The organism is Kribbella sp. NPDC005582 (assembly GCF_040605415.1).
GTDB lineage: Bacteria > Actinomycetota > Actinomycetes > Propionibacteriales > Kribbellaceae > Kribbella.
On the sequence record NZ_JBEXCU010000003.1, the window covers coordinates 1168753 to 1195123 of the forward strand.

Annotated in this window: 30 protein-coding genes and 1 pseudogene; 18 read left to right on the forward strand and 13 right to left on the reverse strand. The window is 67.2% G+C overall.

What is annotated here, in order from left to right:
* From ABZS29_RS23115 to ABZS29_RS23135, 5 genes are all read right to left on the reverse strand, one after another.
* The gene (locus ABZS29_RS23115) at positions 1-1944 is read right to left on the reverse strand and encodes a M13-type metalloendopeptidase (RefSeq protein ID WP_355464349.1); all 1944 of its coding nucleotides are present in this window, start codon (positions 1942-1944) and stop codon (positions 1-3) included.
* Positions 1945-2027: 83 nt separating this feature from the next.
* Complete coding sequence (locus tag ABZS29_RS23120; RefSeq protein ID WP_355464351.1) at positions 2028-3230, reverse strand: S1 family peptidase; 1203 nt, start codon at positions 3228-3230, stop codon at positions 2028-2030.
* A gap of 221 nt (positions 3231-3451) precedes the next feature.
* A complete protein-coding gene (locus ABZS29_RS23125) occupies positions 3452-5197 on the reverse strand; it encodes an ABC transporter ATP-binding protein (protein WP_355464353.1) in 1746 nt (581 codons plus the stop codon).
* Entirely contained in the window at positions 5194-6921 is a 1728-nt protein-coding gene (locus ABZS29_RS23130) for an ABC transporter ATP-binding protein (RefSeq protein ID WP_355464355.1), read from the reverse strand. Before ABZS29_RS23130 ends, ABZS29_RS23125 begins: the two co-directional genes overlap by 4 nt.
* An 18-nt stretch (positions 6922-6939) precedes the next feature.
* Positions 6940-7722, reverse strand: a complete 783-nt coding sequence (locus ABZS29_RS23135) for an aminoglycoside phosphotransferase family protein (protein WP_355464430.1) — start codon at positions 7720-7722, stop codon at positions 6940-6942.
* A 23-nt stretch (positions 7723-7745) separates the two neighbouring features.
* On the opposite strand from ABZS29_RS23135, the gene ABZS29_RS23140 reads away from it, so the two are divergent.
* From ABZS29_RS23140 to ABZS29_RS23160, 5 genes are read left to right on the forward strand one after another with little or no spacing between them, the layout of a single operon-like run.
* Positions 7746-8129 (forward strand): VOC family protein, encoded by a 384-nt coding sequence (locus tag ABZS29_RS23140; protein WP_355464357.1) that lies wholly within the window; start codon positions 7746-7748, stop codon positions 8127-8129.
* On the forward strand, positions 8129-8764 hold the full coding sequence (locus ABZS29_RS23145) for an HAD-IA family hydrolase (RefSeq protein ID WP_355464358.1): 636 nt from the start codon (positions 8129-8131) through the stop codon (positions 8762-8764). Before ABZS29_RS23140 ends, ABZS29_RS23145 begins: the two co-directional genes overlap by 1 nt.
* A 33-nt stretch (positions 8765-8797) precedes the next feature.
* The gene (locus ABZS29_RS23150) at positions 8798-9550 is read left to right on the forward strand and encodes a class I SAM-dependent methyltransferase (RefSeq protein ID WP_355464360.1); all 753 of its coding nucleotides are present in this window, start codon (positions 8798-8800) and stop codon (positions 9548-9550) included.
* Positions 9551-9598: 48 nt separating this feature from the next.
* The gene (locus tag ABZS29_RS23155; protein ID WP_355464362.1) at positions 9599-10357 is read left to right on the forward strand and encodes a class I SAM-dependent methyltransferase; all 759 of its coding nucleotides are present in this window, start codon (positions 9599-9601) and stop codon (positions 10355-10357) included.
* Between the two features lie 4 nt (positions 10358-10361).
* Positions 10362-11105: a methyltransferase domain-containing protein gene (locus ABZS29_RS23160; RefSeq protein ID WP_355464364.1), complete on the forward strand. Its 744-nt coding sequence runs from the start codon at positions 10362-10364 to the stop codon at positions 11103-11105.
* 46 nt (positions 11106-11151) lie between these two features.
* Here ABZS29_RS23160 and ABZS29_RS23165 read toward each other — a convergent pair whose 3' ends face one another.
* Complete coding sequence (locus ABZS29_RS23165; protein ID WP_355464366.1) at positions 11152-11946, reverse strand: MerR family transcriptional regulator; 795 nt, start codon at positions 11944-11946, stop codon at positions 11152-11154.
* A 78-nt stretch (positions 11947-12024) separates the two neighbouring features.
* On the opposite strand from ABZS29_RS23165, the gene ABZS29_RS23170 reads away from it, so the two are divergent.
* The 6 genes from ABZS29_RS23170 to ABZS29_RS23195 all read left to right on the forward strand — a co-directional run bounded on the left by ABZS29_RS23170 (position 12025) and on the right by ABZS29_RS23195 (position 16929).
* Positions 12025-12384: a nuclear transport factor 2 family protein gene (locus tag ABZS29_RS23170; RefSeq protein ID WP_355464368.1), complete on the forward strand. Its 360-nt coding sequence runs from the start codon at positions 12025-12027 to the stop codon at positions 12382-12384.
* Positions 12385-12425: 41 nt separating this feature from the next.
* Positions 12426-13214: an SDR family oxidoreductase gene (locus tag ABZS29_RS23175; protein WP_355464370.1), complete on the forward strand. Its 789-nt coding sequence runs from the start codon at positions 12426-12428 to the stop codon at positions 13212-13214.
* Between the two features lie 189 nt (positions 13215-13403).
* Positions 13404-14024 (forward strand): TetR/AcrR family transcriptional regulator, encoded by a 621-nt coding sequence (locus ABZS29_RS23180; RefSeq protein WP_355464372.1) that lies wholly within the window; start codon positions 13404-13406, stop codon positions 14022-14024.
* A 13-nt stretch (positions 14025-14037) separates the two neighbouring features.
* On the forward strand, positions 14038-15120 hold the full coding sequence (locus ABZS29_RS23185; protein WP_355464374.1) for an aldehyde reductase: 1083 nt from the start codon (positions 14038-14040) through the stop codon (positions 15118-15120).
* Between the two features lie 48 nt (positions 15121-15168).
* Positions 15169-16071, forward strand: a complete 903-nt coding sequence (locus ABZS29_RS23190; RefSeq protein WP_355464376.1) for an NADP-dependent oxidoreductase — start codon at positions 15169-15171, stop codon at positions 16069-16071.
* A 51-nt stretch (positions 16072-16122) separates the two neighbouring features.
* A complete protein-coding gene (locus ABZS29_RS23195; protein ID WP_355464378.1) occupies positions 16123-16929 on the forward strand; it encodes a class I SAM-dependent methyltransferase in 807 nt (268 codons plus the stop codon).
* On the opposite strand, the pseudogene ABZS29_RS23200 reads toward ABZS29_RS23195, so the two are convergent.
* Positions 16853-17095: pseudogene (locus ABZS29_RS23200) on the reverse strand (hypothetical protein); the annotation flags it as partial. The gene ABZS29_RS23195 and the pseudogene ABZS29_RS23200 overlap by 77 nt on opposite strands.
* Positions 17096-17323: 228 nt before the next feature.
* Here ABZS29_RS23200 and ABZS29_RS23205 point away from each other — a divergent pair.
* Together ABZS29_RS23205 and ABZS29_RS23210 are read left to right on the forward strand one after the other, a co-directional pair.
* Positions 17324-17731, forward strand: coding sequence for a hypothetical protein (locus ABZS29_RS23205; protein ID WP_355464380.1), 408 nt, complete (start codon positions 17324-17326; stop codon positions 17729-17731).
* Positions 17664-18131, forward strand: coding sequence for an NUDIX domain-containing protein (locus ABZS29_RS23210; RefSeq protein ID WP_355464382.1), 468 nt, complete (start codon positions 17664-17666; stop codon positions 18129-18131). Before ABZS29_RS23205 ends, ABZS29_RS23210 begins: the two co-directional genes overlap by 68 nt.
* Here ABZS29_RS23210 and ABZS29_RS23215 read toward each other — a convergent pair.
* Entirely contained in the window at positions 18117-18956 is an 840-nt protein-coding gene (locus ABZS29_RS23215) for an aminoglycoside phosphotransferase family protein (RefSeq protein ID WP_355464383.1), read from the reverse strand. The two genes, ABZS29_RS23210 and ABZS29_RS23215, sit on opposite strands and share 15 nt — an antisense overlap.
* A 65-nt stretch (positions 18957-19021) precedes the next feature.
* On the opposite strand from ABZS29_RS23215, the gene ABZS29_RS23220 reads away from it, so the two are divergent.
* On the forward strand, positions 19022-19570 hold the full coding sequence (locus ABZS29_RS23220) for a GNAT family protein (protein ID WP_355464385.1): 549 nt from the start codon (positions 19022-19024) through the stop codon (positions 19568-19570).
* Here ABZS29_RS23220 and ABZS29_RS23225 read toward each other — a convergent pair.
* Positions 19567-20316, reverse strand: a complete 750-nt coding sequence (locus tag ABZS29_RS23225; RefSeq protein WP_355464387.1) for an MBL fold metallo-hydrolase — start codon at positions 20314-20316, stop codon at positions 19567-19569. The genes ABZS29_RS23220 and ABZS29_RS23225 overlap by 4 nt on opposite strands.
* An 81-nt stretch (positions 20317-20397) precedes the next feature.
* On the opposite strand from ABZS29_RS23225, the gene ABZS29_RS23230 reads away from it, so the two are divergent.
* The 3 genes from ABZS29_RS23230 to rox all read left to right on the forward strand — a co-directional run bounded on the left by ABZS29_RS23230 (position 20398) and on the right by rox (position 23214).
* Entirely contained in the window at positions 20398-20841 is a 444-nt protein-coding gene (locus ABZS29_RS23230) for a VOC family protein (protein WP_355464389.1), read from the forward strand.
* 76 nt (positions 20842-20917) lie between these two features.
* Positions 20918-21619 (forward strand): alpha/beta hydrolase, encoded by a 702-nt coding sequence (locus ABZS29_RS23235; protein WP_355464391.1) that lies wholly within the window; start codon positions 20918-20920, stop codon positions 21617-21619.
* Positions 21620-21783: 164 nt separating this feature from the next.
* Complete coding sequence (gene rox / locus ABZS29_RS23240; protein WP_355464393.1) at positions 21784-23214, forward strand: rifampin monooxygenase; 1431 nt, start codon at positions 21784-21786, stop codon at positions 23212-23214.
* Here the strand turns inward: rox and ABZS29_RS23245 are convergent.
* The 3 genes from ABZS29_RS23245 to ABZS29_RS23255 form a co-directional block, all read right to left on the reverse strand.
* A complete protein-coding gene (locus tag ABZS29_RS23245; protein WP_355464395.1) occupies positions 23211-23750 on the reverse strand; it encodes a dihydrofolate reductase family protein in 540 nt (179 codons plus the stop codon). The genes rox and ABZS29_RS23245 overlap by 4 nt on opposite strands.
* A gap of 106 nt (positions 23751-23856) precedes the next feature.
* Positions 23857-24027 carry a hypothetical protein gene (locus ABZS29_RS23250; RefSeq protein ID WP_355464397.1) on the reverse strand — a complete coding sequence of 57 codons (171 nt, stop codon included), beginning with the start codon at positions 24025-24027 and terminating at the stop codon, positions 23857-23859.
* 28 nt (positions 24028-24055) lie between these two features.
* Positions 24056-24451 (reverse strand): RidA family protein, encoded by a 396-nt coding sequence (locus tag ABZS29_RS23255; RefSeq protein ID WP_355464432.1) that lies wholly within the window; start codon positions 24449-24451, stop codon positions 24056-24058.
* A gap of 91 nt (positions 24452-24542) precedes the next feature.
* Between ABZS29_RS23255 and ABZS29_RS23260 the strand changes: the two genes are divergently transcribed.
* Positions 24543-25526, forward strand: a complete 984-nt coding sequence (locus ABZS29_RS23260; RefSeq protein ID WP_355464399.1) for a WYL domain-containing protein — start codon at positions 24543-24545, stop codon at positions 25524-25526.
* Here the strand turns inward: ABZS29_RS23260 and ABZS29_RS23265 are convergent.
* Positions 25489-26241: an inositol monophosphatase gene (locus ABZS29_RS23265; RefSeq protein ID WP_355464400.1), complete on the reverse strand. Its 753-nt coding sequence runs from the start codon at positions 26239-26241 to the stop codon at positions 25489-25491. The two genes, ABZS29_RS23260 and ABZS29_RS23265, sit on opposite strands and share 38 nt — an antisense overlap.
* Positions 26242-26371: the final 130 nt, after the last annotated feature.

The window sequence follows — 26371 nt, forward strand, 5'->3', positions numbered from 1 at the left end:
TCACCAGATGCTGATCCGCTCGGCCGGATCCAGCCACAGCGCATCACCGGGTCCGACCTCGAAGGCCTGGTGGAACTCGTCGAGGTTCCGGACGATCACGTTCGTGCGGAACGCCGGCGGCGAGTGCGGATCGACGGTCAGCAACCGGATCTCCTCGGCGGGCCGTGCCTTGTGCCGCCAGATCTGTGCCCAGGCCACGAAGAACCGCTGGTCGCCGGTCAGCCCGTCCAGCACCGGCGCCTCGACACCACCCAGCGAGATCCGGTACGCCGTGTGCGCGACCGAGAGTCCACCGAGATCACCGATGTTCTCGCCCAGCGTCAGCTCGCCGTTCACGCCGTGTCCCGGCGTACCGGCCGGCTCCAGACCGTCGAACTGACCGATCAGCCGCCGGGTCCGCGCCTCGAACTCCCGCCGATCGGCATCGGTCCACCAGTTCGCCAGATTGCCACTGCCGTCGTACTTGGAGCCCTGGTCGTCGAAACCGTGCCCGATCTCATGGCCGATCACCGCCCCGATCGCGCCGTAGTTCACCGCGTCGTCGGTGTCGGGATCGAAGAACGGCGGCTGCAGGATCGCGGCCGGGAAGATGATCTCGTTCCAGCGTGCGTTCGAGTAGGCGTTCACCCAGTGCGGGTCCATGAAGGTCCAGATCCGGCGATCCGCGGGACGGCCGAGTCGCTCGACCGCGCGGCGCAGCTGGTCCGCGGCCGCTCGGCGAACGTTGCCGACCAGGTCGTCGGCCTCAATCTTCAGTCCCGAGTAGTCGGTCCAGACCTCGGGGTAGCCGATCTTGACGACGAACCGGTCGAGCTTCTCCAGCGCCCGGGTTTTCGTCGTGGGGCTCATCCAGTCCAGTGCGGTTATGCGCTGCCGGTAGGCCTCGATCAGGTTCGCGACCAGCTCGGTCATCCGGGTCTTGGCCGCCGGCGGGAAGTGGCGCTCGGCGTACCGGCGACCGAGCGCCGATCCCATCGCCGTCTCCACGACGCTCAGACCTCGTTTCCAGCGCGCTCGCGGTTCGGACGCGCCGGTCAGCACGCGCCCGTTGAACGCGAAGTCCTCCTCGACAAAGGCGGCGCCGAGGAGGGGAGCAGCGGTCCTCACCACCCGCCAGCTCAGCCACTCCCGCCACTGGTCGAGCGGGATCTCGGCCAGCAGGTCGGTGAGCGCCTCCAGATAGCTGGGTTGCCGGACGATCACCTCGGCCAGGCAGTCCTGGGGGAGACCTGCGCCGGCGAGCCACGCATCCCAGTCGATCGACGGCGTGGCCTTCGCCAGCTCGGCGCGGCTGTACTTGTTGTACGACGCCGGCGCATCGCGCTTCCTGACCACGTCCCAGTGATGCTCGGCAAGCCGGGTCTCGAGCGCCACAATCCGGTCGGCCGCGGTCCCCTGCAGCCCGGCAAGCTCGAGCATGCGACCGACATGCGCGCCGTACGCCGCTCGCTCGGTCTCAAAGGTGTCGCCGCGGTAGTACGACTCATCGGGCAGCCCGAGCCCGGACTGGCCGAGGTGGGCCAGGAACCGCTCGGACTGTTTCGAGTCGATGGCTACGTCGAAGGTGAACAGCCCCTCGACGCCTTCGGCCCGCAGCGCGCCGAGCGCGGTGCAGAGGCCGGACAGATCACTGATTCCGCGGACCAGATCGAGCTGACCGGCCAGCGGCTGCAGTCCCAGCTGCTCGATCGTCGCCTCGTCCAGGAAGCTGCGGAAGAAGTCACTGAGCTGGCGCGCTTCGCGGTCGTCGCCGGCATCCTCGGTGATCAGCTCGCGAAGCCGCTCCTCGGCTTGCAACGACAGCTCGACGAATGTGTCGACGCGAGCCTCGCCGGCCGGGATCGCCGTCCGCTCGCGCCAGCCCGCCGTGACGTAGCCATGCAGGTCGTCTTGCGGCCGGACGTCGGCCGACAGACTCCACACGGCGATGCCCGAATGTCCCATGCAACAACTCCGATCCCGGTGGGACGGGCGTGCTGCCCACCCCACCGGGACCCTAACAAGGTTGCGGTCCAGGCCAGTTGGCGTCAGCTGGTCGTGAGGGTGACGCCGTAGTACTGGGCGGCGTCGACGACCGGCTGGTAGAAGGAGTAGGAACCGGTGGCGTTGCTGCCCTGGTTCCAGCCGCAGTCGTGGCCGTCGTTCGGGCCGCCGGACGTCATGCCCTGCGCGGTGGTGCCGGAGATGTAGGCGCCGCCGGAGTCGCCGCCCTCGGTGCAGACGGTCGAGCGGGCCAGGCCGCTCGTCTGGGTGACACTGCCGCCGGCGCCGCCGTAGTTGACGGTCAGGTTGTACTGCGTGATCGTGCCGCAGGTCCAGCCGGTCGTGTTACCGGCCTTGCAGATCGTTGAGCCGACCGGCGCCTTCGACGAACCGGTGACCCGGGTGGTCTGCCCGTTGCGGTTGTCGATGTAGCCGCGGCCGACGTTGTTGCTGTCGATGTCCATCAGACCCATGTCGACGCTCGGCGAACCGGTACGGAACCGGCTGGCGACACCAACCCCGAGCCGGACCCCGGAGCGGTTCTGGATCATCGGGTTGCCCTCGACGCAGTGGCCGGCGCTGAGAAGCACGTTGTCACCGCCGTTGCGCGTGCCGGGGAAACCGAGCGAGCAGTTCGTGCCCGGCACCAGGTCCATGATCTGGCCGCCGATCACGTCGGCCGTCATCGTCAGCGTGGTGTCGTTCGTGCTCACGTCGACACCGGAGATCGCCTTCAACTGCTTGACCAGGGCAACTGTCTTCGCCGACTGCTTGCCTGGCTGGAGCACCACCTGCAGCCGGTCGGTCGGCAGGTCGGCGCCGATCGACTGCACCTGCAGCGAGCCAGACTTGTCGGCCAGCGCCTGCACCTGCGACTGCAGCTTGGCCAGCGCCTTCTCACCACGGGCCACGGACCGCGGAGCCAGACCGTGCTCACGGGCAATCTGCGCGGCCCGAGCGGAATGAACGTTCACGACCAGCTGCCGCTCGGAGTTGAAGAACGCACCGTCGAGCTGGGCCTTCGCGGTCTCGAACGCGGCGGCCTTGGTGTGCTCGCCATCGAGCCGCGCCTTCGCCTCGGCCGGGCTGACACCCCAGCTCTTACCGAGTACGTCGTACACGCCGTCGACGGGGGAGGGAGCCGGGGCACTCGTCGCGGTCTGCATCGGCGCCAAGGCGGCGGCACCGAGTCCGAGAGCGAGAACAGCACCGGCGAGGGACTTGCGGGGGCGGGGCGGGAAACGCATAGGTCACATCCGATTCCTCTGAGGCGGCCTGGGAGGAGGGCCGCGGTGATGGGAATCGTTGTCGGTAAGCGATCGTCCCAACAAGCCCGCACCGGCAGCTGCGGGGTCACACAAGGGATAGCCTTCGCATCACGATGCGTTGATCACTCATCGACCGAGGGTGAACAGCCGTTGAACATTCACGTCGAGGGTCATCCACAGGGGAGAGCCTCCGATCGGGGCTACTCGGCTTCGGTGTTCCAGGTCCGCCAGAGCTTGCCGTAGAGGCGTCCCGCGCTGACCAGCTCGGTGTGGGTGCCGAGCTCGACCAGCTCACCGGCTTCCATGACGGCGATCCGGTCGGCGTCGTGTGCGGTCTGCAGCCGGTGCGCGATCGCGATCACCGTCCGGCCGCGCAGTACGGCGGCCAACGACTGCTCGGTACGGCGGGCCGTCTTCGGGTCGAGAAGCGACGTGGCCTCGTCGAGGATCAACGTGTGCGGATCGGCCAGGACCACCCGCGCGAGTGAGAGCTGCTGGGCGCTCGCGTCGGGCAGCTCGATGTCGACGCCGATCTCGGTGTCCAAGCCGTTCGGCAGCTCGTCGAGCCAATCCGCGCCGACCGCGGTCAAGGCGGCGTACAGCTCCTCGTCGGTCGCGCTCGGCTTCGCGATCAACAGGTTGTCGCGCAGGGTGTCGTGAAAGACATGATGGTCCTGAGTAATCAGTACGACGTGCTCCCGCAACTGGTCAGGCGGCAGCTCGGCAACCGGCCGGCCGCCGATCGTCACCGAGCCGGTGTGCGGACGATCGAGCCCCGCGAGCAGCCGGGCAAGCGTGGACTTGCCGGCTCCCGACGTACCGACGATCGCCAGGCGCTCACCGGGTTGCACCAGCAGATCGATCCCACGCAGTACGTCGCGATCTCCGGTGTAGCTGTAATGAGCATCGCTCACGCGGATCCGCTCACCGTCGAGATGCTGGGTCTGCGCCGGCTCGGCACCATGAACATCAGCGAGCCCCTCGACGCGGGCGTACGACGCGCCCGCGCCCTGCAACTGCTCGATCCAGATCATCAACGTGTCGAGCGGGCCGACGAGCTGGCGCAGATACACCGTCGCCGTCACCACCACTCCGACGCTGACCAACCCGTTCGCGTACAGCGCGCCGCCGACCAGCAGTACGCCGACCACCGGGATCCCCAGCGCGACCTCCGACCACGGGAACAGAACGGTCCGCAGCCACAGCGCTCCCAGCCGTGCAGACCGAGACTCGGCGATCGCCGCCTCCGACGCCTGCCACCTACGGTCATCCAACCCGAGCAGCTCGATCGTGCGCGCGCCCTTCGCCGTACTGGCGACGACGTCGGCGACCTCCGCGCCCGTTGCCGCGACAGCCAAGTACACCGGCCGCGCGCGACGCATGTACCAGCGCACCGCCGCTCCGACACCAAGCAGACACACGAGTCCGCACACACCGAGACGCAGATCCAGCACCAGTACGGCGCCCACCAGGAACAACGCATGGACGGTCGCCACCAGTACCTCGGGCACGGCCGACCGCAACGTCGTGGCGACGAGCGAAGCATCCGTGCTGCCGCGGGCGATCAGGTCGCCGGCCGGCAGATGATCGGCCACCCGCGGAGGCAGTGCCAAGGTCCGCTGCAGGAACCGCTCCCGAACCCGGGCCGCCGTACGCTCACCGAACCGGTAGCCGATCTTGAGCGCCCACCACGCCAGCACAGTCTGTGCGACGGTGAACACCAGCGCGCCGAACGCCAGCCGGTCGACCGTGCCGAGCACGTTCCCTTCGCCGGACTGAATCGTGTCGATGATCTTTCCGAGCAGCCACGGGCCGATCAGACCGGCGGCCGCCGCGAGCGCGTTGACCACGACAACCGCGACCACAGCCCACCGATCCGCGCGCAGATCGCGGACCGCCGCCGTACGGACTTCGGCCGGGTTGGCCACAGGCAGTTGCCTGTTCATCGGCCGTCCTGAGCGCGCGACACGAGTTCGCGATAGGAGGGATCGGTCTGCAGAAGCTCGACATGCTTGCCGGCCGCCGACATCTTGCCGTCGACCAGCACGATCACCTCGTCGGCCCGATCCAGGACGAGCGGCGACATCGTCGTCAGCACCGTCGTCGTGCCGCACCGGGCCTCGCGAAGCCGGTCGATCATCGCCGCCTCGGTGTTGGCGTCGACCGCGGAGGTCGGATCGACAGCCACCAGTACGTCGGGAGCCGCGTACACAGCGCGCGCCAGCCGGATCCGCTGCCGTTGCCCGCCGGACAGATCAGACCCGCCGGCAGCGATCAGGGCATCCAGACCATCGGGCAATGCCTCGACGACGTCCTCGGCCACCGCCACCTGGAGCGCCGCGTGAATCCGGTCGTCATCCGGCTCCAGCCGGCCGGCAACGATCTCGCGCACGGTCCCGGCGAACACCTCAGCATCGTTGTCGGCGACAACCAATCGGCTCCGCAACTCCGCTCGGCCGACCTCGTCCAGCCGCACATCTGCCCACGTCACGTCGGCATCGGTCAGCTGGCCGAGCCGCTCGACGACCGCGAGCGTGTCTCCCGGCCGTGCGGCGACGAGCGCCGTCAGCAGCCCAGGGCGAACGACGACACCCGACTCAGGATCGATCAGCGGGCCCGACCCCTGGGGGAGTGGGACACCGCTTTGCTCAGTGTCACGCGCCACCGGCAGGTTCAGCAGGTCGATGATCCGCTGCCCGGCGACGCGGGCGCGCGCGATGTCGCCACCGCCCTCGATGAACATCGACACCGGCACCACCAGTACGGCGACGTACCCGTAGACCGCGACGACGTCGCCGATCGTGATCGCCCCCGTCGCCGCCATCCGCGCCGACAACCAGACGACCGCGGCCAGGAACAATGCGGGCAGCCCGGTCGACAGCGCTCCGACCCAACTCGCTGGTCCGGCGACCTGGTAACCGCGCCGGACCAGTCGCTGCGACTGCTCGCCGTACCGGTCGGCGACGAACTGCTTCCCGCCCAGACCGTTGAGGACCCGAAGCCCAGCCAGGACGTCGACCAGTCGGGTCGTCAACCGTCCTTGATGCACGCGGTACTCACCGCCGGTCCGTTCGATGCGATGCAGGAACGGGCCGACGGCAACAACCAGCACCGGTACGCCGGCCAGGACAACCGCGGCCAGCAACGGGGAGGTGGTGAACAAGATGACCGCGACCACGACGTACGCGACGACCGCGCCGACGCCGGGGCCGGTGACGGTCAGCGCCATCGCGACCGTGTGGACGTCGTTGATGCCGACCGTCACAATCTCGCCCGCACTCATCCGCCGCGCCAGCGACGCGCCGAGTCGCGAGGTATGCCAGACCGTGGCCCGCACCGAACGGAACGAGGCATCCATCCGGACCTTCGTCATCGTGCGGTGCCGGGCGATCGCCAGCAACGCGAGCAGGACGGTGACACCCAACAGAATCAGCGCCCACCTGACCAGCGCGGCCGGATCGCGGCCCACGAGTCCCTCGTCCACCGCACGCGACAACACCCACGGCGGCACGGTCAGCCCGACCATCCAGACCGTCCCGAGCAACGCACCCGCTGAGATCCGACGAGCCTGGGAGCGAGTCAGCCAGAACAGGAACCGGAACGGCCCGGCCGTGTCCTTGGCCGTCGGCGGAGCCCACGTGTCGGTCGCCCTGTCCAACCACTCGCGCATGCCGCCATCCTCGCAGCATCACCCGGGGGACAGCTGGGCGCGGTGCTCGCGCACCCACTCGATCTCCTCGCGATCACGCTCAAGAGCTCCGTCGAGAACCCACGTCCGCTGCGGTTCTTGGCCCTTCGCCGCCAGTTCGCTCACGAGCTCGGACACCGCCTCCATCCGGGCGATCACCGCGTCGACCACGTCGAAGTCCGGCAGGTCGCCGTACGCCTCGAGGAACACGGCGATGCGATGCCGGCGGTCGGGCACCTCCGGGAAGTGATGCCAGCTGGTGGCGTACTCGTCGCAGCGCATCGGAGCGAACCAGTGCAAGGCGTAGGCGATGTCGTCGAGCCGCGGACCGGGGTGCAGATAGTCCCAGTCGATCAGCCCGATGGCGGTGGTGTCCTCCCAAACGAAGTTCCAGGGGCCGGGATCGCCGTGGCAATAGACCAGGTCATCGGCCGGGATCGGCGCTGATCCCCAGACGGCGTCGTACGGCGGGGTCCAGGCCTGGCTCGCGTCGTGCAGTTGTCGCAGCAGCCGCGCTGCCGAGGCCAGCCCTGCGTCGGTGTGCTGGTGCTGCCAGGCGTCGCCGCCGCTCGCGCCCGGGAGGTACCGCAGCATTTCGACGTCGCCGTCCAACGCGATCGGCTCAGCGACGCTGTCGATGCCCTGCGAACGCAGGAACCGCAGAAACGATTGCACGGTGGCGGCCGCCGTACTGGCTGGACGCGTCACGAGGCCGTCAGCGATCACCACCGGACGCGCTGCAGTGTTGGCTGCCTCAGCCCGAGCGACCGCCTCATCGTCCATAGGCACCTTGATACGGTGCTGCCGTGTCAGGGATCAAGCAGTTTCAAGTGACCTTCGACTGCGCCGAACCCGAGCGTCTCGCTCGCTTCTGGTGCGAGGTGCTGGGATACGTCGTCCCGGAGGGTGCCGCTGGTGATGACACCTGGTCCGCGTGCGTGGATCCCACCGGTGTGGGCCCGCGGCTGTACTTCCAGCGCGTCCCCGAGGGAAAAGCCGTGAAGAACCGCGTCCATCTCGACGTGCGCGTCGGCACCGGACTCACAGGCCCCGAACGGCTCGCCGCACTCGAGGCCGAATGCGCCCGGCTGATCCCGCTCGGCGCCGTCCACGTGCAAACCCTGTACGACGGCACCGATTCCTGCATCCCGATGCTGGACATCGAAGGCAACGAATTCTGTATCGACTGATGAAGAACTATATTCTCTTCGATCATGACGGCGTTCTCGTCGATACCGAATTCTGGTATTTCAAAGCCGGTGAGCGGGCGCTGGCGGAGATCGGACTGATTCTCGACGAAGAACAATATGTCCGGGACATGAACCAGGGGATCGGCACCTGGGCGCAGGCGCGGGCGGCGGGTATCGACGAGGCGACCATCGACCGGCAGCGGGGGATACGCGACAGGTATTACCAAGACTATCTGCGCACCGAATCCATCGAGATCGACGGCGTCGTCGAGACGCTGGCTGAGCTGTCGAAACACGTCCGGATGGCCATCGTGACCACCGCCAAGCGCACTGACTTCGACCTCATCCACGAGAAGCGACAGATCACGCAGTTCATGGACTTCGTCCTGACGCGCGAAGACTACAACCACAGTAAGCCGCATCCTGAGCCTTACCTGACCGGCCTGAGCCTTTTCGGCGCCACCGCTTCGGAAACATTGGTCGTCGAGGATTCAGCCAGGGGATTGAACTCGGCTGTCGCGGCCGGAATCGACTGCGCGATCGTCCACAACGAATTCACTGCAACGCACGACTTCTCGGCAGCCACCCACCGCATTCAAACTCTGCGCGAACTGAAGGACATCATTTCGCTCTGAATAGCACCGGGGGGAGCAGCTAGGGTCGGAGTCATGGCAGACAATCTCCCGGAAGCCAGCCGGCCGTGGCTGGAACTCTCGTCGTACTACGAGCAAGGCCGAGCCAAGGAGGACTCGCTCGATCGCATCGTCGAGTGGCCGGCGCAGCGAAACCTCCTCGGTGATGTCACCGGGCTGTCGGTGCTCGACGTCGGCTGCGGCAACGGCGGCAAACTCGCCGAGCTGGCAGGCGAGGGGGCAGCCAGTTCTGTGGGCGTCGATATCAGCGCCAACTTCATCAGCCCGCCGCCTGGCGTGGAGCTCGTCCAAGGCGATCTCTCCGAGCTGGATTCACTGCCTGAACTCACCGGCCGCACGTTCGACCGGATCCTGTTCCTGCAGTCCTTCGGCTACGCGCAAGATCCCGTCCGCACCCTTCGGGCCGCACGCGACCTACTGGCCGACGACGGATTCATCCTGCTGACCAGGAGTCACCCGATCCGCTTCGCCGTCGACCGCTCCGAAGCCAACGGTACGTCGCTGGGCGAGGAATACTTCTCCACAGCGCCGTACACGTACTCGCACAGCTGGAACGAGAACATCAAGCTCACCAAGCGCCCGTACACGATCTCCGACCTGCTCAACGAGTTCAGCGCCGCCGGACTCTGGATCGAAACCACCGTCGAGCCGCAGCTGTCGGCGGAGGCCCGCCGCCGATACCCCCACAAACAAGAGTGGATGAACAAGCACCTCGGCATCCTCATCTTCAAGCTCCGAAAATCATTGGCGTACGGCTCGCTCCGCTGATGGACTGACGTCCCACCGTGAGTCTGCCGCGTGACGGAGGTAGTGGTTGTGACGGATTACGACGTGCTTGCCGAGGTGTACGAATGGCTGATCTCGGACGCGAAGTTGCCTCCAGCCGAGTTCGCTGCGTCCTTCGACGACGTCCTCCGTCTCCTGCCGCCGAACGCTCATGTCCTCGACTGTTCGTGCGGAACCGGGCAGTTGGCGGTTGGCCTCGCCGGCCGTGGGCTACAGGTTGTCGCAACTGACGCCAGCGAAGCGATGGTTCGACGTACTGCGGAGTTGGCGGGGGAGTTCGGGGCATCCGTCCGAGTCGAGCGGGCGAGCTGGGAAGAGCTGCCCGACCACTTCGAGGACGGCACGTTCGACATGGTGTTCTGCGTTGGCAACTCGCTTCACCACGCCGCGGGCGCGACAGCCAGGGCTGCTGCTCTGGAGTCGATGTCACGGCTCCTGCGCCCTGGCGGGCGCCTGGTGCTCACATCCCGCACCTGGGAACTCGTGCGGGCCAGAGGTTCCCGGCTGGACATCAGTGACCGACTCGTCCGCCGCAACGGTCGCGATGCCGTCGTGGTCTACCGCTGGGAGATCGCGCCGAACTGGGAGGACGAGCACCACATCGAAATTGCGATCGCCCAAGTCGATGCGACGGGGTCGGTTGTCGTCCGCAAGGAATTGCTGTCCTGCTGGCCCTACCGGTACGAGGAACTCGAAGCCGAGCTGCAGAGCGTCGGACTCCGGACGGAAGTGAGCACGTACGACGGTGAGTCCGAGAACTACCTGGTGGTCGCGAGCAAGGAGGTGTGACCGCATGTCCACGATCAGCAACTCAGAGGCGATCGCAGCGTGGTCGGCGATGCCGACTGACGCGATCGAGGCGTACGACGATCAGGGCGACTTTCCCAAGCGCCACTTGATGAATGGAAACCTGCTCCGGATGCTGGGGCCCGTCGATGGCCGGAAAGTCCTCGATGCAGGCAGCGGCGAAGGCTATTTGAGCCGGCTGTTGGCCGAAGGCGGAGCTGAGGTGGTCGGTGTGGAGCCGGCTGCCGCGCTGCTGGCGCGCGCTCAGAAGATCGAGCAGGAGCGGCGCCAGGGGATCAGGTTCGTACAGGCTGATCTGTCGACGTTGCCGGAGGTTGGTCAGCCGTTCGATGCGGTGGTCTGCAGCATGGTGCTGCTCGCCATACCCGCCTGGCAGTCGGCGATGGCGGCATGCGTCAGCGCGCTGAAGCCGGGCGGCCGATTCGTCTTCTCGATTACTCATCCTGCGTTTGAGAATCTCTACGCAACGTGGCGGGATCACGGTCATTACCAACTTGACCGGTACTTGGATGAGTACGAGATGCCAGCGGGTCATGCACCCGACTTCCACCGCCCGCTGTCTACGTACATCAACGAGGTCATCGGCCTTGGGTGTCGCGTGCTTGAACTGTGCGAACCGAGGCTCGATCCACAGGTCGCGCGGGAGAGCGGAATCGAGGCGATCGAGTCCTACGTCGCTTTGCCGAACTTCCTGATCGTGAGCGCCGAGCGGGGCTCCTCAGACTGCTAGTTGACATAATGTCGCTTATCGGCACTTAAAACATGGGCTTGCGGCTTCATGTCACGCGGAACACCGGCCACCCGATCTCCGTGCGCCAGGCGGCCGGATCGCTCACATCCCGGGGTCCCACACGGTAAACCTCCCGCACGGGCCCAGCCACTGACATCGCGTTCTCCACGACCCACGCGCCGAGCTCGCCGTAGGTGACGTCCACGCCCTCGTGCTCACCGACGTGGGTGGTCACCGCCAGTTCCGCGGCAGGCAGGGTGACGGCGTGCACCCGTCCGGTGCGCGGCGGAGCGGAGGTCGGCAGGTAGACCAGCACCCGACCACGGCCCTCCTCGAACAGGGAGTTGTCATAGGTACCCCCCGGCGGACCGGTCACACCCACGCCCACGGCCGCTTCCAGCTCGGCCATCGCGCCGGCGAACCACGCGTCGACGTCGTCGAGGCCGATCACGGCCTCGATCGCTGCGACCTCGCGGGCGGGTTCGGCGCGCAGCTCGACCTCGATCCGCGCGGGGCCGGGCTGCAGGAGGCGGCGCAGCGAGCTGACTGCGGCCCGGGTGCGATCCAACTCGGCCTCCAAGCGCAGCAGGTGACCCGCGACGAGGGTCGACCGGACACCGGGGTCCGGCGTCCGCAGGATCTGCTGCACGTCGCTCAAGGGGACGTCGAGCTCGCGGAGCCGGTTGATGACCTGCGCGGTCGGGATCTGCTCGACGGAGTAGTAGCGGTAGCCGGTCACCTCATCCACGACGGCCGGCTCGAGCAACTCCCCCTCGTGGTAGCGGCGCAGGGTCCGCACGCTCAGGTGGGTCAGACGCGAGAACTCCCCGATGGTCAGCACGCATCCAGTGTGGACTCTCCCTCTGGGAGAGGGTCCAACGCTTGACCCTCCTGCGCCGCGAGGCCGCACGGTGAGGGCATGACAAACACCAACCTGCGCTCCGACACCCTCCCGGCCACCGTCCGCGACTTCCTCGCGGCGAGCACCGTGCACGACGCCGACACGGCCTCGTCGTTGCTCGTCGAAGACGTTGTGATCGTCGACCAGAACGAGACCTTCCGAGGCCGCGACGAGGTGCACGCGTTCCTGCGCGACGCCGGCGCCGAGTTCGAGTACACCACCGAGCAGATCGGCGCCCGCCGCGTCGACGACGACCACTGGGTGGTGACCCTGCGCCTCGAAGGCACCTTCCCGGGCGGCGTCGCCGACCTGGACTACCGCTTCACCCTCCGCGGCAACCTCGTGGCCGAGCTCGTCATCGCCAACCACGAGGCCTGAGCCCGACCGCAGACCACCGAACCGTCAGAAGGAAGAGAAGAATGTCCAGCAAAGAACGCGACCGCCTCGACGGCCGTCACGCGCTCGTCACGGGTGGGTCGAAAGGTTCGGGCAAGGCCGTCGTCACCCGCCTGCGGGAGATGGGCGCCGACGTGTGGACCACGGCCCGGACAATGCCCAACGGGTACGACCGCCCCGACCGGTTCATCGAGGCGGACACGTCGACCGCCGATGGCGCGCAACTCGTGGCGAACCGCATCGCTGAGTCCGTCGGCGCGCTCGACGTCCTCGTGCACGTGGTCGGGGGCGCCTCGACGCCATCGGGTGGGTTCGCGGTCATCACCGAAGAGCAGTGGCTGACCGAACTGAACCTGAACTTCTTGGGTGCGGTGCGGCTCGACCGGGCCCTTCTGCCGGCGATGGCCGAGGCCGGGTCGGGTGTGGTGCTCCACTTCACCTCGATCCAGCGCGAACTACCGCAGTACGACGCGTCGCTGGCGTACGCGGCAGCCAAGGCGGCGCTGCGAACGTACAGCAAGGGCCTGGCCAACGAGCTCGCACCGCGCGGCGTGCGGGTCAACGCGATCAGCCCCGGAGGGATCGAGACCGAGGCCTACGAGCGGTTCGTGGACCGGATCGCCGAGGGCAACGGGCTCACCCGCGAGGCCGCAAAGCAGACGATCTACGACTCCCTCGGCGGGGTTCCCTTGGGGCGGTTCGCCCAGCCCGAGGAGATCGCCGACCTGGTCGGGTTCCTGGTGTCGGACCGCGCCTCGGCCATCGTGGGCGCCGAGTACGTCATCGACGGCGGCACGGTCCCGACCGTCTGAGCCACTGGCGGGACGGCCACAAGGAGATGGTGGCCGCCCCCGAACCCGTCGCCACTCCCCTTCCTGCCAGTTCGCAAAAGCATTGTTTGACAACGCGTTTTCGAAAACGTACTGTCGACAATAGGTTTTCGATGTCTATCCGGTGCGCGATCCCCCTGCGATCGACACGCCGGGATCGGGAGTTCGTCAGTGAGCAAGCAGACGCCGACGCCACCGTCGGCAGTGAAGTCGGCGCGGCGTAAGCGGCTGACCGCTGAGCGAGAACGCGAGATCCTGGACGCGACGTTCGACCTGGTCGCCGAGGTCGGCTACGACCACGCCACGGTCGACGAGGTCGCGCGGCGCACGCGGTCCAGCACTGCCACGCTGTACCGGCAGTGGGACAACAAACCCACCCTGGTGATCACCGCGCTTCGCACGCGCAAGTACCCGCCGTTACCCCCGATCGACACCGGTGACCTGCGCGGGGACCTGGTCGCACTGGCTCGGCATAGTCCCCCGCCCCATCCCGCAGGCGTCCCCACGCTGGGGATCTGGCAGGCGGTGATGTCCGACCCGGCACTGGCCCGGGCCCTGCAGGACGTCATGCTCGCCCCTTATGTCCAGGCGCTGCACACGATCTTGGAGCGGCACGTCGAGCGTGGGGCGATCCGGTCGGACAACCCGGCGCTGGATCATGCCGAGGTGTTTCTGCTCGGCAGTTTCTTCATCGAGAAACTCCTCAATGGCGAGGAAGCCACCGGGGAGCAGCTGATCGCCGTGATGGACGCGCTGCTGCTACCCGCTCTCACCGCCGACACGGCACGTTGAAAGGCACCTGTCGATGACCAGCAGTTCCACAGACAACGCCGTCGGCGATTCCGTCGACACCATCCTCGTCACCGGAGGCTCCGGGTTTCTGGGCGGTCGCATCATCGCCCAGGCCCTGGGCGAGGGCTACCGCGTGCGCACCACAGTGCGTTCTCCGGATCGCGAATCCCAGGTCCGCCAGAACCTCGAGGCCATGGGCGTGACCGCGGGCGACTTCCTCACCTTCCTCGTGGCCGACCTCACCAGGGACGCGGGCTGGACCGACGCCGTGGCCGGCTGCCGGTATGTCCTGCACGTGGCCTCCCCGTTCCCGGTCGGGGCGCCACAGCACGAGGACGAGTTGATCGTGCCGGCGCGGGAAGGCACGCTCCGGGTGCTGCGCGCGGCGCGGGACGCCCAGGTGCAGCGGGTGGTCGTCACGTCCTCGTTCGCCGCGATCGGCTACGGTCACCCCCACACCGATCGCGCGTTCGCCGAAGAGGACTGGACGGACACGACCGGGCCGATCGCCCCGTACATCAAGTCCAAGACCGTGGCCGAGCGCGCGGCGTGGGATTTCGTGGAGCAAGAGGGCAACGGCATGGAGTTGACCGTGGTCAACCCGGTCGGCATCTTCGGCCCGGTCGTCGGCGCCGATTCCTCCTCCTCGATCGGCATCATCAGCCAGCTGTTCACCGGCGCCATGCCAGGCACACCCCGCCTACACTTCGCGGTGGTCGACGTCCGGGACGCCGCCGACCTGCACCTGCGCGCGATGACCAGCCCCAAGGCCGCCGGGCAGCGGTTCATCGCTGCCGCGGGTGACGCCGTGTCCCTGCACGAGATCGCCCTGGCCATCCGCGGCCGGCTCGGCGACGCCGCGAACTCGGTGCCCACCGACGAACTGCCGGACGACGTGGTTCGTGCGGCCGCCGAGAACACCGCTGCGTTGCAGGCCATGCTGCCCAACCTCGGCGTGATCCGCCACGTCTCCAACGAGAAGGCCCGCACGGTGCTCGAGTGGCAACCGCGCTCCCCCGCGGACACCGTCGTCGCGACCGCGGAAAGCCTGCTCGCCCTCGGTCTGCTCCCAACCCAGCACACGCAGTCGCGGTAGTGGATCGCGGCCGGTTCGTCACGTCAAAGGTCACTGAGTGGAGGTTCGATGCGAGCAGTGGTGATGTCCGAGTACGGCATGCCGGATGTGCTGAGGATGTCCGAGGTCGACCTCCCCGATCCCGGCGAGGGCCAGATCCGGCTGGCCGTCCGGCTGGCCGGCGTCGGCCCAACCGACCTGGCGATTCGAGCCGGCCACCTGCGGCAAGTGTTCTCGATGGGTGATCCCGCGATCCTCGGCTTCGAGGCGGCAGGTGTCGTCGACGCGGTCGGCGCAGGGGTGGACGACGTCGCGCCGGGCGACGAGGTCGCCGTGTCCTTACCCGGCTTGGGCGGCTACGCCGACTACGTCGTGGCGGACTATTGGGTCCGTAAGCCCGAGGCAGTCAGCTGGGCGGACGCCGCTGCGGTTCCTGCCTCGGGCGAGGCCGCCGTACGTGTCCTCCGCCTGCTCGGGGTCACCGCAGGAGAGACGCTTCTGATCCTCGGCGGCGCAGGCGCGGTCGGTACCATCGCGACACAGTTGGCCGTCGCGGCTGGTGTCGCCGTGATCTCGGCCGTACGCGAACAAGACTTCGTCGTGACGGGGCAGTTGGGCGCGACTCCAATCGATTACGCGCGGCCGCTCGGCGACAGCGTGACCGCGGTGGACGCCGTGTTCGACGCGTCCGGCCGCTCTGATCTTGAGACTGCGGTCCGCCTGGCGGGTGGCCCCGAACGCGTGATCACATTGTCTGACCCACGCGGCCCACAGTTCGGCGTCACTCTCTCCACTTCCGTTCCGGACGGCATCCGGTCAGCCTTGAGCGAGGTGATGACCCGGCTCGGCGAGCAGCGCCTGAAGCTTCGGCCGCATACGATCCGGCCGCTGGCCGAGGCCGCCTCCGTGCACGCCGGACTGGAGTCCGGCGACCTGCACACGAAGATACTTCTCATGACGAGCGAGACGTGACCATGTCGATCAGCGTCTGGCTGGCCATCCCCGAATAAGAGTGGGTGACTCATGAGCGAGCAGTTCTACTCGGACGCGAGGCTGTACGACCGGTTGTTCCCTGGCGGTGAACAGGCCGTCGACTTCTACCGGACCGAAGCCGATCGGCACGGTGGGTCGGTCTTGGAACTCGGCAGTGGCACCGGACAGAAGCTGATCCCGATCGCGTCCGACGGGCATCCGTGCGTGGGCCTGGAGCTTTCGCCGGACATGCTTGCCGAGGCTCGGCGCAAGGCGGACGAGCGCGGCGTGGAGGTGCAGTGGGTCCAGGGCGACATGCGCGAGTTCGACCTGGGGCGAACGTTCGATCTCGTGTTCATCGCCGCGAACTCACTGCTCCATCTGCACAAGGCTGAGGACTTGGTGGACTGCTTCCGTTCGGTGCGGAAGCACCTGGCGCCCGGAGCACGGCTCATCTTCGACGTCTTCAACCCGAGCGTGCGCATGCTTGCCCAGGCCGACGGCGTTCGACGCAGGCGCGACGCATTGTCGTTCGTGGATCCATCTCGTGGCGTGGTTCATGTCGATGTCGCGGAGACCTACGACCCGGCCGCGCAGGTGACTCGCGCCCAGTGGTATTTCTCGACCGATTCCGAGGCCGACTTCAGTGTCACGCCGCTCGAGATCAGGAGCATCTTCCCCCAGGAGTTGCCGCTGCTGCTCACACTTGGCGGTCTTCGGGTTGTCGAACGCTTCGGCGACTGGTCCCGTACGCCGTTCACGCAGCCGCGGCGCTCCAACTCTACGTCTGCGCTCCGGACTGAGCTGCCTTGGCGGCGAGGTCCTCGAGGAGGTTGGCGTAAGCGCCGGGCGTCATGATGTCGTTGAACAGTTTCGCCGAGACAGCACCTGAGTGCAGCTTGCGGATCGCGCCTGCCGCTTCCCGAAGGCCAACTACCAGCGCCGGCACGTCCGCTGGCATGGGAGTTCGGTCAATGACACCACCTGGATCCGATGTTCCCCACCCACACGCCCAGGCGACCGACTCCGCCGAGAAATCGTAGGCGTCGAGACCGCAGCACTCGGGGAGACACTCCCGTTGGAGTGAGAGTCAGAACCAGTCCGCGTCGGGGATGAGCGCGTCGATCGAGACCCATTGGCCAGCTCCGGCCGCCGGCCGGACAATCCGCCAGCCTTCGCCCTCAGTTTCGCCCGCCTGGAGAAGGCCTGCTTCCTGCAGTACGGTTGGCGAACTTCTGGAGGGTGGGGATCGATGGTCATGGGTGAGCTGTCGCCGGCCGACTGGACTGCCGAGCTCGAGCGCAGTGGGCGAGTTGTCTTCCCGTTGCGCAAGCGTCCGAATGTGCGCCGCATCGGTCTGACTCTGCCGTTCAGCTTCGCCGGTGTCGTGTTTCCGTTGCTCGCCCTCAGGGATGCAGAAGGCACACCGAGGCTGATGCTCTTGCTCGTGCTGGGATTCTCGATCATGTCGATCGTCTGCTTCGTCTGGGCAGCCCGCTCCCGTCAACCGCACCTCATTGTCACTCCGAACACCCTGCACGTGGGCAAACGCCCAGTGGCCTGGCCCGCCGACGTACGACTTCTCAACAGCTATGTCACTGATCCAGCTGTCCTCGAGAGCTGGCTCAACGAACGCCGGCCCACCCCATCAGTCAGCTGAGACTCCCCTGATACAAATCGCCGTCGCGCTTCTCGTCCGCGACGATCTCGCGCTCCTCGCCCATCGCCATCCGTCCCGCCGCTGGTACCCGGACTGCTGGGACCTCGTCGGCGGCCACGTCGAACCCGGCGAATCACCCCTCCAGGCAGTCCACCGCGAAGGCCTCGAAGAACTAGGTGTCCACCTCCAACACCCGACACCTATCCCCCTGACGACCACCGACCCCACCCTCGACGTACACGCATTCCTGGTCACCGACTGGCACGGCGACCCCGCCATCACCGCCCCAGACGAACTCGACGACCTCCGCTGGTTCCACCCGAACGAACTCCCCGACCTGAAACTCGCGCACCCATCCAGCCTGCCCGACCTCCTGAACGCCATCTCACAAAGCACTTAGTACGTCGGCGATCATCCTGAGGCCCTGGCGTTCGTAGGACTCGTCGCCGACGTGATGCGACCACGCCGCGGTGGTGATCGCGTCGTGAACCTGCAGTCGGCGCCAAGCATCAGTACGGCGAGGATCGCCGTCGTACCCGTCGAGAAACGCGGACTCGAGCGCAGGCATCGTCCGGAACTGCTGTACGGCGAGCCGACCGAAGTCAGTGTGGCGAGGTCGCAGCTCGGCACGCCCGAAGTCGATGACGCTGACACAGCTCTCGTGAACGAGCCAGTTGCGGGGTTGCCAGTCGCCGTGCGTCGGCACGACCAGCGAGTGTGGCGTCGGCCAACTCTCGACCTCAGCTGTCAGCACTGCCGTGGCCGCCTCGTCGATGCGGTGCGGCCGCTTGAGCCAGCTGAGCGTCTTCGCCTTCTGATGCGACTCATACTCGCCGTCATCCAGTACGGCGTACTGATCGTGGAACCGAGCCAGCAGCTCACCAGCCTGGCGGTAGGTGTCGAGCTGCCACTCGCTGTCGGTGCCTTCGACAAGTTGTCCCGGCAGGAACTCAGTGACGATCAGCTTGGCTGCGTCGTCACCATGAACGAGCCGCGGCGCCTGTCCGGTGGACATCCACACCGCGAGCCACTGGCGGTGCGCAGCGAGCTCCCGCTCGATGTGATGGTCGTGAGCATCGCCGGCCTTGACGATGTATCGCGTGCCGTCGACTCCCCCGACCTGGAGCACCGTCGTACCGACGAGTCCCCAGCTGTAGTCGTGCTCGATGACTGCGCCGGGCAACCAGCGGCTCAGTAGTTCCAGTTGCTGGTGATCCAACGCCACCTGATCAGCATGCCACTCCCCCAAATGCCGTTGCGACGGCGCGGGCTGGGTGCTTCGATGCGGTCATGCCACTGCCGCCTCCCACGCTGTACACCGACCGGCTCCGGTTGCGGCCGTTCAGCGAATCGGACGCTGACGACCTCTATGCGCTGCACAGCAACTCCGACGTACTGCGGTACTGGGACTCGCCGCCGTGGGACGAACCGGAGCGTGCGGACCGCTTCATCGCAACGTGCCGGCAGATGGCCGGCGAAGGCACTGGCGCGCGGGTGGCCGTGGAGCGGTCGGCCGATGGGGCGTTTCTCGGCTGGTGCAGCGTCAGCCAGTGGAATCCGACGTACCGGAGCGCCTCACTGGGCTACTGCTACAACGCTGCGTCGTGGGGCCACGGCTACGCGACCGAGGCGGCGCGTGCGTTGCTGGAGTGGGCGTTCGACACGATGGATCTCAACCGGGTCCAGGCCGAAGCCGACACGCGCAACGCAGCGTCTGCTCGAATCCTGGAGAAGCTCGGATTCGTGCGCGAAGGCACGTTGCGCGAAGACTGCATCGTCAACGGCGAGGTCTCGGACTCCTGGGTCTACGGACTCCTCAGGCGCGAGTGGAAACCTTAACCGGCTGACTTCAGGTTCGCCTGGTGCGGGCCCGCGAGCCAGTCGTGAGTCAGCAGTCGTTCGTCGAGCGGTTCGTCGCCCTGGCGCAACGCGTCGAGATAGGCCCGGTCGGCCGCCAGACGAGCCGCCACTTCGGGGCCTTGGGCAACAGATCCATGCCCGGGGACCAGTACCTCGACGTGCTGCGTCGCGTCGGCGAGCCGGTCAAGCGCTGCCGCATAGGCATCAACCTGACCCGTACGGCGAGGATCGAGCATCGGGATCAGGACATCGGACAGCATGTCGCCCGCGATCAGTACGCCGCGATCCGCCAGCAGAATCGCGGTATGCCCGACGGCGTGCGCGTCGTGCGCGATGAGCTCCCCCGGCACGACTCCCCCATCGTCAGGCACCGGCGTCAACAACCCGATCAGCTCCAGCGGGATGCCCGTCGCGGTCTCCGCCGCCATCGCCTGCGCCCGCTCGCGCGCTTCGCTGGCAACCTGTACGGCGCTCGCCGTGGCATACCGAGGCACATCGCCGAACCGGGCATGCCAGAGCAGGTGATCCCAATGAGGATGCGTGCAGAACCCGGCAACCACCGGGGTCCCGAGCCGCTCCACGTCATCGGCCAGCTCGTTCAGGTCCGAACCGTTGATGCCGGGATCAACCAAAATCAGCCCGTCGTCGCCTCTCACGACGACAGCGTTGCTCCACACCCATTCGCTCTGCCGTACCCAAACGCCGTCGGCCACCTGCTTCAACATCCGCTCACTCTGTCAGCTGACGAAAACTGTCGGTAGGCCCTGGAAGGCTGTTGCCAGTCCAATCTCGGGGAGGTCCCACCCATGACCGTGTCCTACCAACTGGTGATCGACTGCAGTGCGGCCGAACCACTCGCCCAGTTCTGGGCCGAGGCGCTGCATTACGTGATCGCTCCCCCGCCCGCCGGCTTCGACTCGTGGGACGACTTCTACCGCTCGATCGGCGTACCGGAGGACGAGCTGGGCGTAGGTGCCGACAGCATCGTTGACCCGAACGGCGAAGGCCCGCGGATCTGGTTCCAGGTCGTGCCGGAGCGCAAGTCGATCAAGAACCGCCTCCACATCGACGTGAACGCCAGCGGCGGGCGCGAGTCGTCCCTCGACGTCAGACGCGAGCGCGTCGAGGCCGAGGCAGCGCGGCTGGTCGCGCTCGGCGCCACGCGGGTGCGCACGAACGCTCCCGAAGGGCTGGACCACTACGCCGTCGCGATGACCGATCCCGAGGGAAACGAGTTCGATATCAACTAGCGATTCCCGGAGCCGATCATCATGATCGCGAAGCATCGTTATACAGCTTGGTTGCGCGTGGCTAGCGTCGTGAGCCATGAGCACCTTCGCGTTGATTCACGGCGCCGGCGTCGGTGGCGGCTGGTTCTGGCATCTCGTGGAGGCCGAGCTCCAAGCGCTCGGTCACACCACCGTTGCCCCGACGCTGTGGGCCGGCGACCAGACGGAAACCCTGGCCGGGTACGCCGACGCGGTCGTCGCTGCGGTCGGTCCGGCGGAGGAGCTGTACGTGGTCGCGCATTCGTTCGGTGGATTCACCGCGCCTTTGGTCGTCGACCGGATCCCCACCGCGGGGCTGATCTATGTCACCGCGATGGTCCCGCTACCCGGCGAACGTCCATCGGACTGGTGGAGCAACACCGGCCACGCGGAAGCGGTCCGAGCTCAGGCCGCCCGCGACGGCGGCCTCACCGGCTCCTCGGACCCAGCAGTCTGCTACTTCCACGACGTACCTAAGCACCTCGCCGACCAGATCCCGGCTCGAGAGCCGAGCCCGCCCTCCAACACCGCCTACTACGACCCGTCCCCTCTCAAAGCTCGTCCCACAGTTCCCACCCGCTACATCCTCTGCACCGAGGACCGCCTCTTCCCAGCGTCCTTCCAACGCCAACTCGCCCACGACCGCCTCAACATCACTCCCGACGAGCTCCCCAGCGGCCACTGCCCAGCACTCAGCCACCCCACCGAACTAGCAGCCATGCTCCACAGCCAGACCGGTGAAAAGGGTTCGACTTGGTGAGCATCGGGCTTGTAGTTTGCCGGGAACCGTGACACTGCTCGAGGAGGTGGGACCCATGAACGCTGTAGCGATGTGGGTGCTCCGCTGTGCTGTCACGGTCGGGCGATTGGCGTAGGTGTCGCCGGGAGCGCCTTCCCACTGGGCACTCCTGAGAGGTAACACCTATGGACACTTCGACTGACGTCATCATCGCCGGTTGCGGACCGACGGGCGCGATGCTCGCCGCGGAGCTGCGGCTGCACGGCGTCCGCGTGCTGGTTCTCGAGAAGGACACCGAGCCCGCTTCGTTCGTCCGGATCGTCGGCCTGCATATTCGCAGTCTCGAGTTGATGGCGATGCGCGGCCTGCTGGAACGCCTTCGCGAACATGGGCGCGAGCGCCCGGCCGGAGGCTTCTTCGCGGCGATCAACAAGCCGGCGCCCGAGGGTCTGGACTCGGCACACGCCTACCTCCTCGGCATCCCGCAGCCCGTGATCGTCCGGCTGCTCGAGGAGCATGCCGTCGCTCTCGGCGCACAGGTACGGCGTGGCGTGGCGGTGACCGGATTCGCGCAAGACGACGACCATGTGGCCGTCGAACTGGCGGACGGCGAGCAACTGCGTACGCGCTATCTCGTCGGGTGTGACGGCGGGCGCAGTACCGTGCGCAAGCTGCTCGGCGTCGGGTTCCCGGGCGAGCCATCGCGGAGCGAGACCCTCATGGGCGAGATGGAAGTAGACGCGCCGCAGGAGGAGATCGCGGCCAAGGTTGCCGAGGTTCAGGAGCTCAGCAGGTCGCTCAGTCTGCGGCCGATGGGCGGCGGGCTCTACCGCGTCGTGGTCCCCGCCGCAGGCGTCAGCGATCGCGCGGAGGAGCCGACACTCGACGACTTCCGGAGACAGCTACGAGCCATCACCGGAACCGACTTCGGCGTGCGTTCACCGCGTTGGTTGTCCCGCTTCGGCGATGCCACTCGGCTGGCTGAGCAGTATCGGGTCGGCCGCGTGCTACTGGCCGGCGATGCGGCGCACATCCATCCGCCGGCCGGCGGACAGGGCCTCAACCTCGGTGTCCAGGACGCGTTCAATCTCGGCTGGAAGCTGGCCGCGCAGATCCAGGGCTGGGCACCGGAGACGCTGCTCGACACCTACCACGCCGAACGCCATCCGGTCGCCGCGAACGTCCTCGACAACACCCGCGCCCAGATCGAGCTGTCATCGCCGGAGCCGGGCCCGCAGGCAGTCCGTCGACTGCTCACCGAACTGATGGACTTCAACGAGGTCAACCGCCACCTGATCGAGAAGATCACCGCGATCGATATCCGCTACGACTTGGGCGAGGGTCCCGACCTGGTCGGCCGGCGCCTGCGTGACCTCGACCTGAAGCAGGGCAGTCTCTACGCACTCCTGCACCGCGGCCGGGGCCTCCTGCTGGACCGGACCGAACGCTTGAGCGTCGGCGCCTGGTCGGACCGCGTCGACTACCTCGCGGATCCGACCGTGGCACTCGACGTACCGGCCGTGCTGCTGAGACCAGACGGCCATGTCGCCTGGGCCGGCGACGACCAGCAGAACCTGGACCGCCGCCTGACCCGCTGGTTCGGCCGACCTGCCTAGTGGACGACGCGGTACTCGACCAGCAGGTGGCCGCTCGGCGACGTCGTACCGCGGATCGTTTCGAGCTGGATGCCCGGCAACCCGTCGAGCAGCCGGCGCCCGGTGGTGACGATCGTCGGCACGATGACGAGCCTGAGCTCGTCGACGAGTCCGGCGGCGAGCAGCGTCTGCGTGACCGACATGCTGCCGTGGATGCCGATGTCACCACCGGGCTCCGACTTGAGGCTCCGGACGAACTCGGCCAGGTCGCCCTCGATCGCCTGCGAGTTCGCCCACTCGGCCTCGAGCGGCGTCGACGTCGCGACGTACTTCGGCGCGGCGTTGACGAAGTCCGCGAACGGCTGGATGTCGCTGGTCGGCCAGAACCCGGCGAACTCGTCGTACGTGCGACGGCCGAAGATCACCGTGTCCTGGGTCTCGATGAGACGGGCGCCGGCAGCGTCCGTCTCATCGTCCCACCCGGTGAGGAACTTGTCCGCCCCCTCGGCGACTCCGTCGAGCGACAGGAAGTAGGCAGCAACAACTTTGCGGGTCATCTGGAGTGCTCCTTTGTGAGTGCTTACCCCTGCGTCGAACCACCCACCTCCTTTTCGACACGAGCCGTAGATTGATCGCGTGGACGGTCTCCTACGTGCCGAAGTGTTAGCCCGGATGAGCGCTGACAGTTGTGTCCCACTCCTGCGAGCGGCCGTTCGGGTAGGCGAGGCGCACCCGCGGCACCTGGCGCACATCGTCGACAACCGGCGGGCGCGGATGGACCCAGCCGCCCGAGTACGCCGTACTGGCGACCGCCTTCACGACGACAGACGGCACCCGCCCCGAGCCCTGGCCGGCTTGAGGGTTACGCGACCGCTGTTGCCTCGAGCTCGACCATCAGCGTGGGGATGGCCAGGCGGGTGACGCCGAGCATGGTGGTCGGCGGGGCTACCTGGGCGGCGCCGAGGCGGGAGGCCAGTACGCCGTAGTGCTGGAACAGAAGGTCTACATCGGTCGTGTAGACGTTGAGCCGGATCACGTTGGCCAGGGTCATGCCGGCTTCGGTGAGGACGGCCTCCAGGTTGGTGAGGCTCAGCGCGAGCTGACCGGCCATGTCATCGATGTGCTCGGGTTTGCCGTCGGCGTTCATGGCGGTCTGGCCGGCGCAGTACAAGGTGCGGGTGTTGCCGGAGACGACCTCGCCCTGGTGGTAGCCGAGTGCCTTCGACCAGTCCCACGGGTTGACCGCCGTTCGTTCCACTCCCACTTCAGTTCCCTTCGGTTGACGTTGTGAAGAGAGCCTCTCAGCGAATCACGACAACCTGTGTCGTGTATTCCGTTAGAGTTTTCGCATGCGCGCCGACCGGTTGGTCTCGCTGGTTCTGCTCCTGCGCCAGCACGGTCAGCTGTCGGCCGTCACGCTGGCCCGCGAGCTGGAGGTCTCCACCCGCACAGTGCTGCGCGATATCGAGGCACTGTCCGCAGCAGGCGTCCCCGTGTACGCCGAGCGCGGTCGGCACGGCGGGTTCGCACTGCTCCCCGGATTCCAGACCGAGCTCACCGGGCTGAACCACGACGAAGCGCTCGCCCTCGTAGTCGCCGGTTCGCGGCGGGGTGCGCAGGTCTTTGGGCTCGGCTCCGCGCTCGCCTCCGCAATGCTCAAGGTGGTCGACGCCCTCCCCGAGACCTACCGCGACACCGCGGCCGGCGCATCCCAGCGCCTACTCATCGACCCCGAGACCGATCTGCTCTCGCGCCGCCTCAACCCCGACGAGTTGCCCGACGCCACCACCGCCGCCGTACTGCGCGCTGTACTGGCTGGCCGCAAGCTGCGCATCTCGTACGCCGCGACCGACCAGTCCGCGCGATGGCGGACCATCGACCCGATCGGCGTCGTGACCGTCCGCGAGCAGGGCTATCTGCTCGCCACCAAATCCGGCGAGGACCGCACGTACCGTCTCGACCGAATCCTCGCCGCCGAAGAACTCCCCGAACCCGCCGAGCGGCCAGACCGCGTCGACCTCGACCGCGCCTGGCAAGAACGCAGTACCCGCTTCCGCACCAGCGGCGACCAGGTCACCGTCGTGGCCCGCATCAACCCCATCCGCCGCGAAGACCTCGTCCGCACCGCCCTGGCCATCCTCTCCGAAACCCCCGAAGACGACGGCTGGCTCCGCCTGGAAGTCACCTTCCAAGACCGCCGCCACGCCGAATGGGCGCTCTGGCAGCTCTCCACCAACGCCGAAGCCCTCTCCCCACCCTGGCTCCGCCAAGCCCTCCACACCCGAGCCCAATCCCTCACCACCCGCTACGCCGCCGTACAGACGGATAGTTGAGCATCGCGAGCAGCTCGGGGTGGAGATTGGCATTGGAGTAGACACCGCCGTTCTGATCGCCGGCGTTGGTGCCGAGCGGGTTCGTGAACCGGCCGCCGGCTTCTTCGACGAGGAGGATCCACGGCGTGTGGTCCCAGGTCGAGTAGCGCTCAACGAGGAAGCCGTCGATCTCGCCGCGGACCAGCTCGATCAGCGGAAGCGGGCTGGCGGGTGGCCGTGCTGTTGGCAGGCGAGGGTCATTGCCCACAGCATCCAGTACGGCGTCCGCGACCGTCGCCGTCGTACTGACCTCGAGCCGTCGTGCCTCCGACCGCGGCCAGGCGGACTCGAACGCGCCACCGCCTCGAGTCGCCCACCAACACAGACCAAGCGCCGGCGAGGTGACCACGGCCAGCTCGGTCCTCCCGTTCACCTGCAGCGCTAGCTGGACTCGCCAGTTCGGCTCACCCCGGGTAAAGGAGCTGGTGCCATCGATCGGGTCGAGGATCCAGACTCGCTCAGACTCCCCAGACTCCCCGAACTCCTCCCCCAGGAACGCATCCCCAACCCGAGCCGCCGACAACGTCTCCCGCAGCAGTTGCTCCACCCCCCGGTCCGCCTCGGTGACCGGCGAACCATCAGCCTTCGTCGACACACTGACCCCGGCAGCGAAGTACTCAAGCGCGCGCCGCGCCGCCAGATCCGACGTACGAAAGGCAAGCTCAAGATCATCCATTGCCTAAGCCTGCCTCAGCCTGTTGTCCACTGAGTGGGACTGCCCCGAGTTCAGTTGACTCGCGGGGTTTGGTGTTTCAGGCCGCGAGTGCGACGGGTTGAATTGTCTCAAACTCGATGGGTGTGAGTTT

Excerpts from the sequence above, each read along its gene's own strand:
- ABZS29_RS23115 (WP_355464349.1), bottom strand. The coding sequence starts at position 1,944 with ATGGGACATTCGGGCATCGCCGTGTGGAGTCTGTCGGCCGACGTCCGG.
- ABZS29_RS23120 (WP_355464351.1), bottom strand. The coding sequence starts at position 3,230 with ATGCGTTTCCCGCCCCGCCCCCGCAAGTCCCTCGCCGGTGCTGTTCTC.
- ABZS29_RS23125 (WP_355464353.1), bottom strand. The coding sequence starts at position 5,197 with ATGAACAGGCAACTGCCTGTGGCCAACCCGGCCGAAGTCCGTACGGCG.
- ABZS29_RS23130 (WP_355464355.1), bottom strand. The coding sequence starts at position 6,921 with ATGCGCGAGTGGTTGGACAGGGCGACCGACACGTGGGCTCCGCCGACG.
- ABZS29_RS23135 (WP_355464430.1), bottom strand. The coding sequence starts at position 7,722 with ATGGACGATGAGGCGGTCGCTCGGGCTGAGGCAGCCAACACTGCAGCG.
- ABZS29_RS23145 (WP_355464358.1), top strand. The coding sequence starts at position 8,129 with ATGAAGAACTATATTCTCTTCGATCATGACGGCGTTCTCGTCGATACC.
- ABZS29_RS23150 (WP_355464360.1), top strand. The coding sequence starts at position 8,798 with ATGGCAGACAATCTCCCGGAAGCCAGCCGGCCGTGGCTGGAACTCTCG.
- ABZS29_RS23160 (WP_355464364.1), top strand. The coding sequence starts at position 10,362 with ATGTCCACGATCAGCAACTCAGAGGCGATCGCAGCGTGGTCGGCGATG.
- ABZS29_RS23170 (WP_355464368.1), top strand. The coding sequence starts at position 12,025 with ATGACAAACACCAACCTGCGCTCCGACACCCTCCCGGCCACCGTCCGC.
- ABZS29_RS23175 (WP_355464370.1), top strand. The coding sequence starts at position 12,426 with ATGTCCAGCAAAGAACGCGACCGCCTCGACGGCCGTCACGCGCTCGTC.
- ABZS29_RS23185 (WP_355464374.1), top strand. The coding sequence starts at position 14,038 with ATGACCAGCAGTTCCACAGACAACGCCGTCGGCGATTCCGTCGACACC.
- ABZS29_RS23190 (WP_355464376.1), top strand. The coding sequence starts at position 15,169 with ATGCGAGCAGTGGTGATGTCCGAGTACGGCATGCCGGATGTGCTGAGG.
- ABZS29_RS23195 (WP_355464378.1), top strand. The coding sequence starts at position 16,123 with ATGAGCGAGCAGTTCTACTCGGACGCGAGGCTGTACGACCGGTTGTTC.
- ABZS29_RS23205 (WP_355464380.1), top strand. The coding sequence starts at position 17,324 with ATGGTCATGGGTGAGCTGTCGCCGGCCGACTGGACTGCCGAGCTCGAG.
- ABZS29_RS23210 (WP_355464382.1), top strand. The coding sequence starts at position 17,664 with ATGTCACTGATCCAGCTGTCCTCGAGAGCTGGCTCAACGAACGCCGGC.
- ABZS29_RS23220 (WP_355464385.1), top strand. The coding sequence starts at position 19,022 with ATGCCACTGCCGCCTCCCACGCTGTACACCGACCGGCTCCGGTTGCGG.
- ABZS29_RS23225 (WP_355464387.1), bottom strand. The coding sequence starts at position 20,316 with ATGTTGAAGCAGGTGGCCGACGGCGTTTGGGTACGGCAGAGCGAATGG.
- ABZS29_RS23230 (WP_355464389.1), top strand. The coding sequence starts at position 20,398 with ATGACCGTGTCCTACCAACTGGTGATCGACTGCAGTGCGGCCGAACCA.
- ABZS29_RS23235 (WP_355464391.1), top strand. The coding sequence starts at position 20,918 with ATGAGCACCTTCGCGTTGATTCACGGCGCCGGCGTCGGTGGCGGCTGG.
- rox (WP_355464393.1), top strand. The coding sequence starts at position 21,784 with ATGGACACTTCGACTGACGTCATCATCGCCGGTTGCGGACCGACGGGC.
- ABZS29_RS23245 (WP_355464395.1), bottom strand. The coding sequence starts at position 23,750 with ATGACCCGCAAAGTTGTTGCTGCCTACTTCCTGTCGCTCGACGGAGTC.
- ABZS29_RS23260 (WP_355464399.1), top strand. The coding sequence starts at position 24,543 with ATGCGCGCCGACCGGTTGGTCTCGCTGGTTCTGCTCCTGCGCCAGCAC.
- ABZS29_RS23265 (WP_355464400.1), bottom strand. The coding sequence starts at position 26,241 with ATGGATGATCTTGAGCTTGCCTTTCGTACGTCGGATCTGGCGGCGCGG.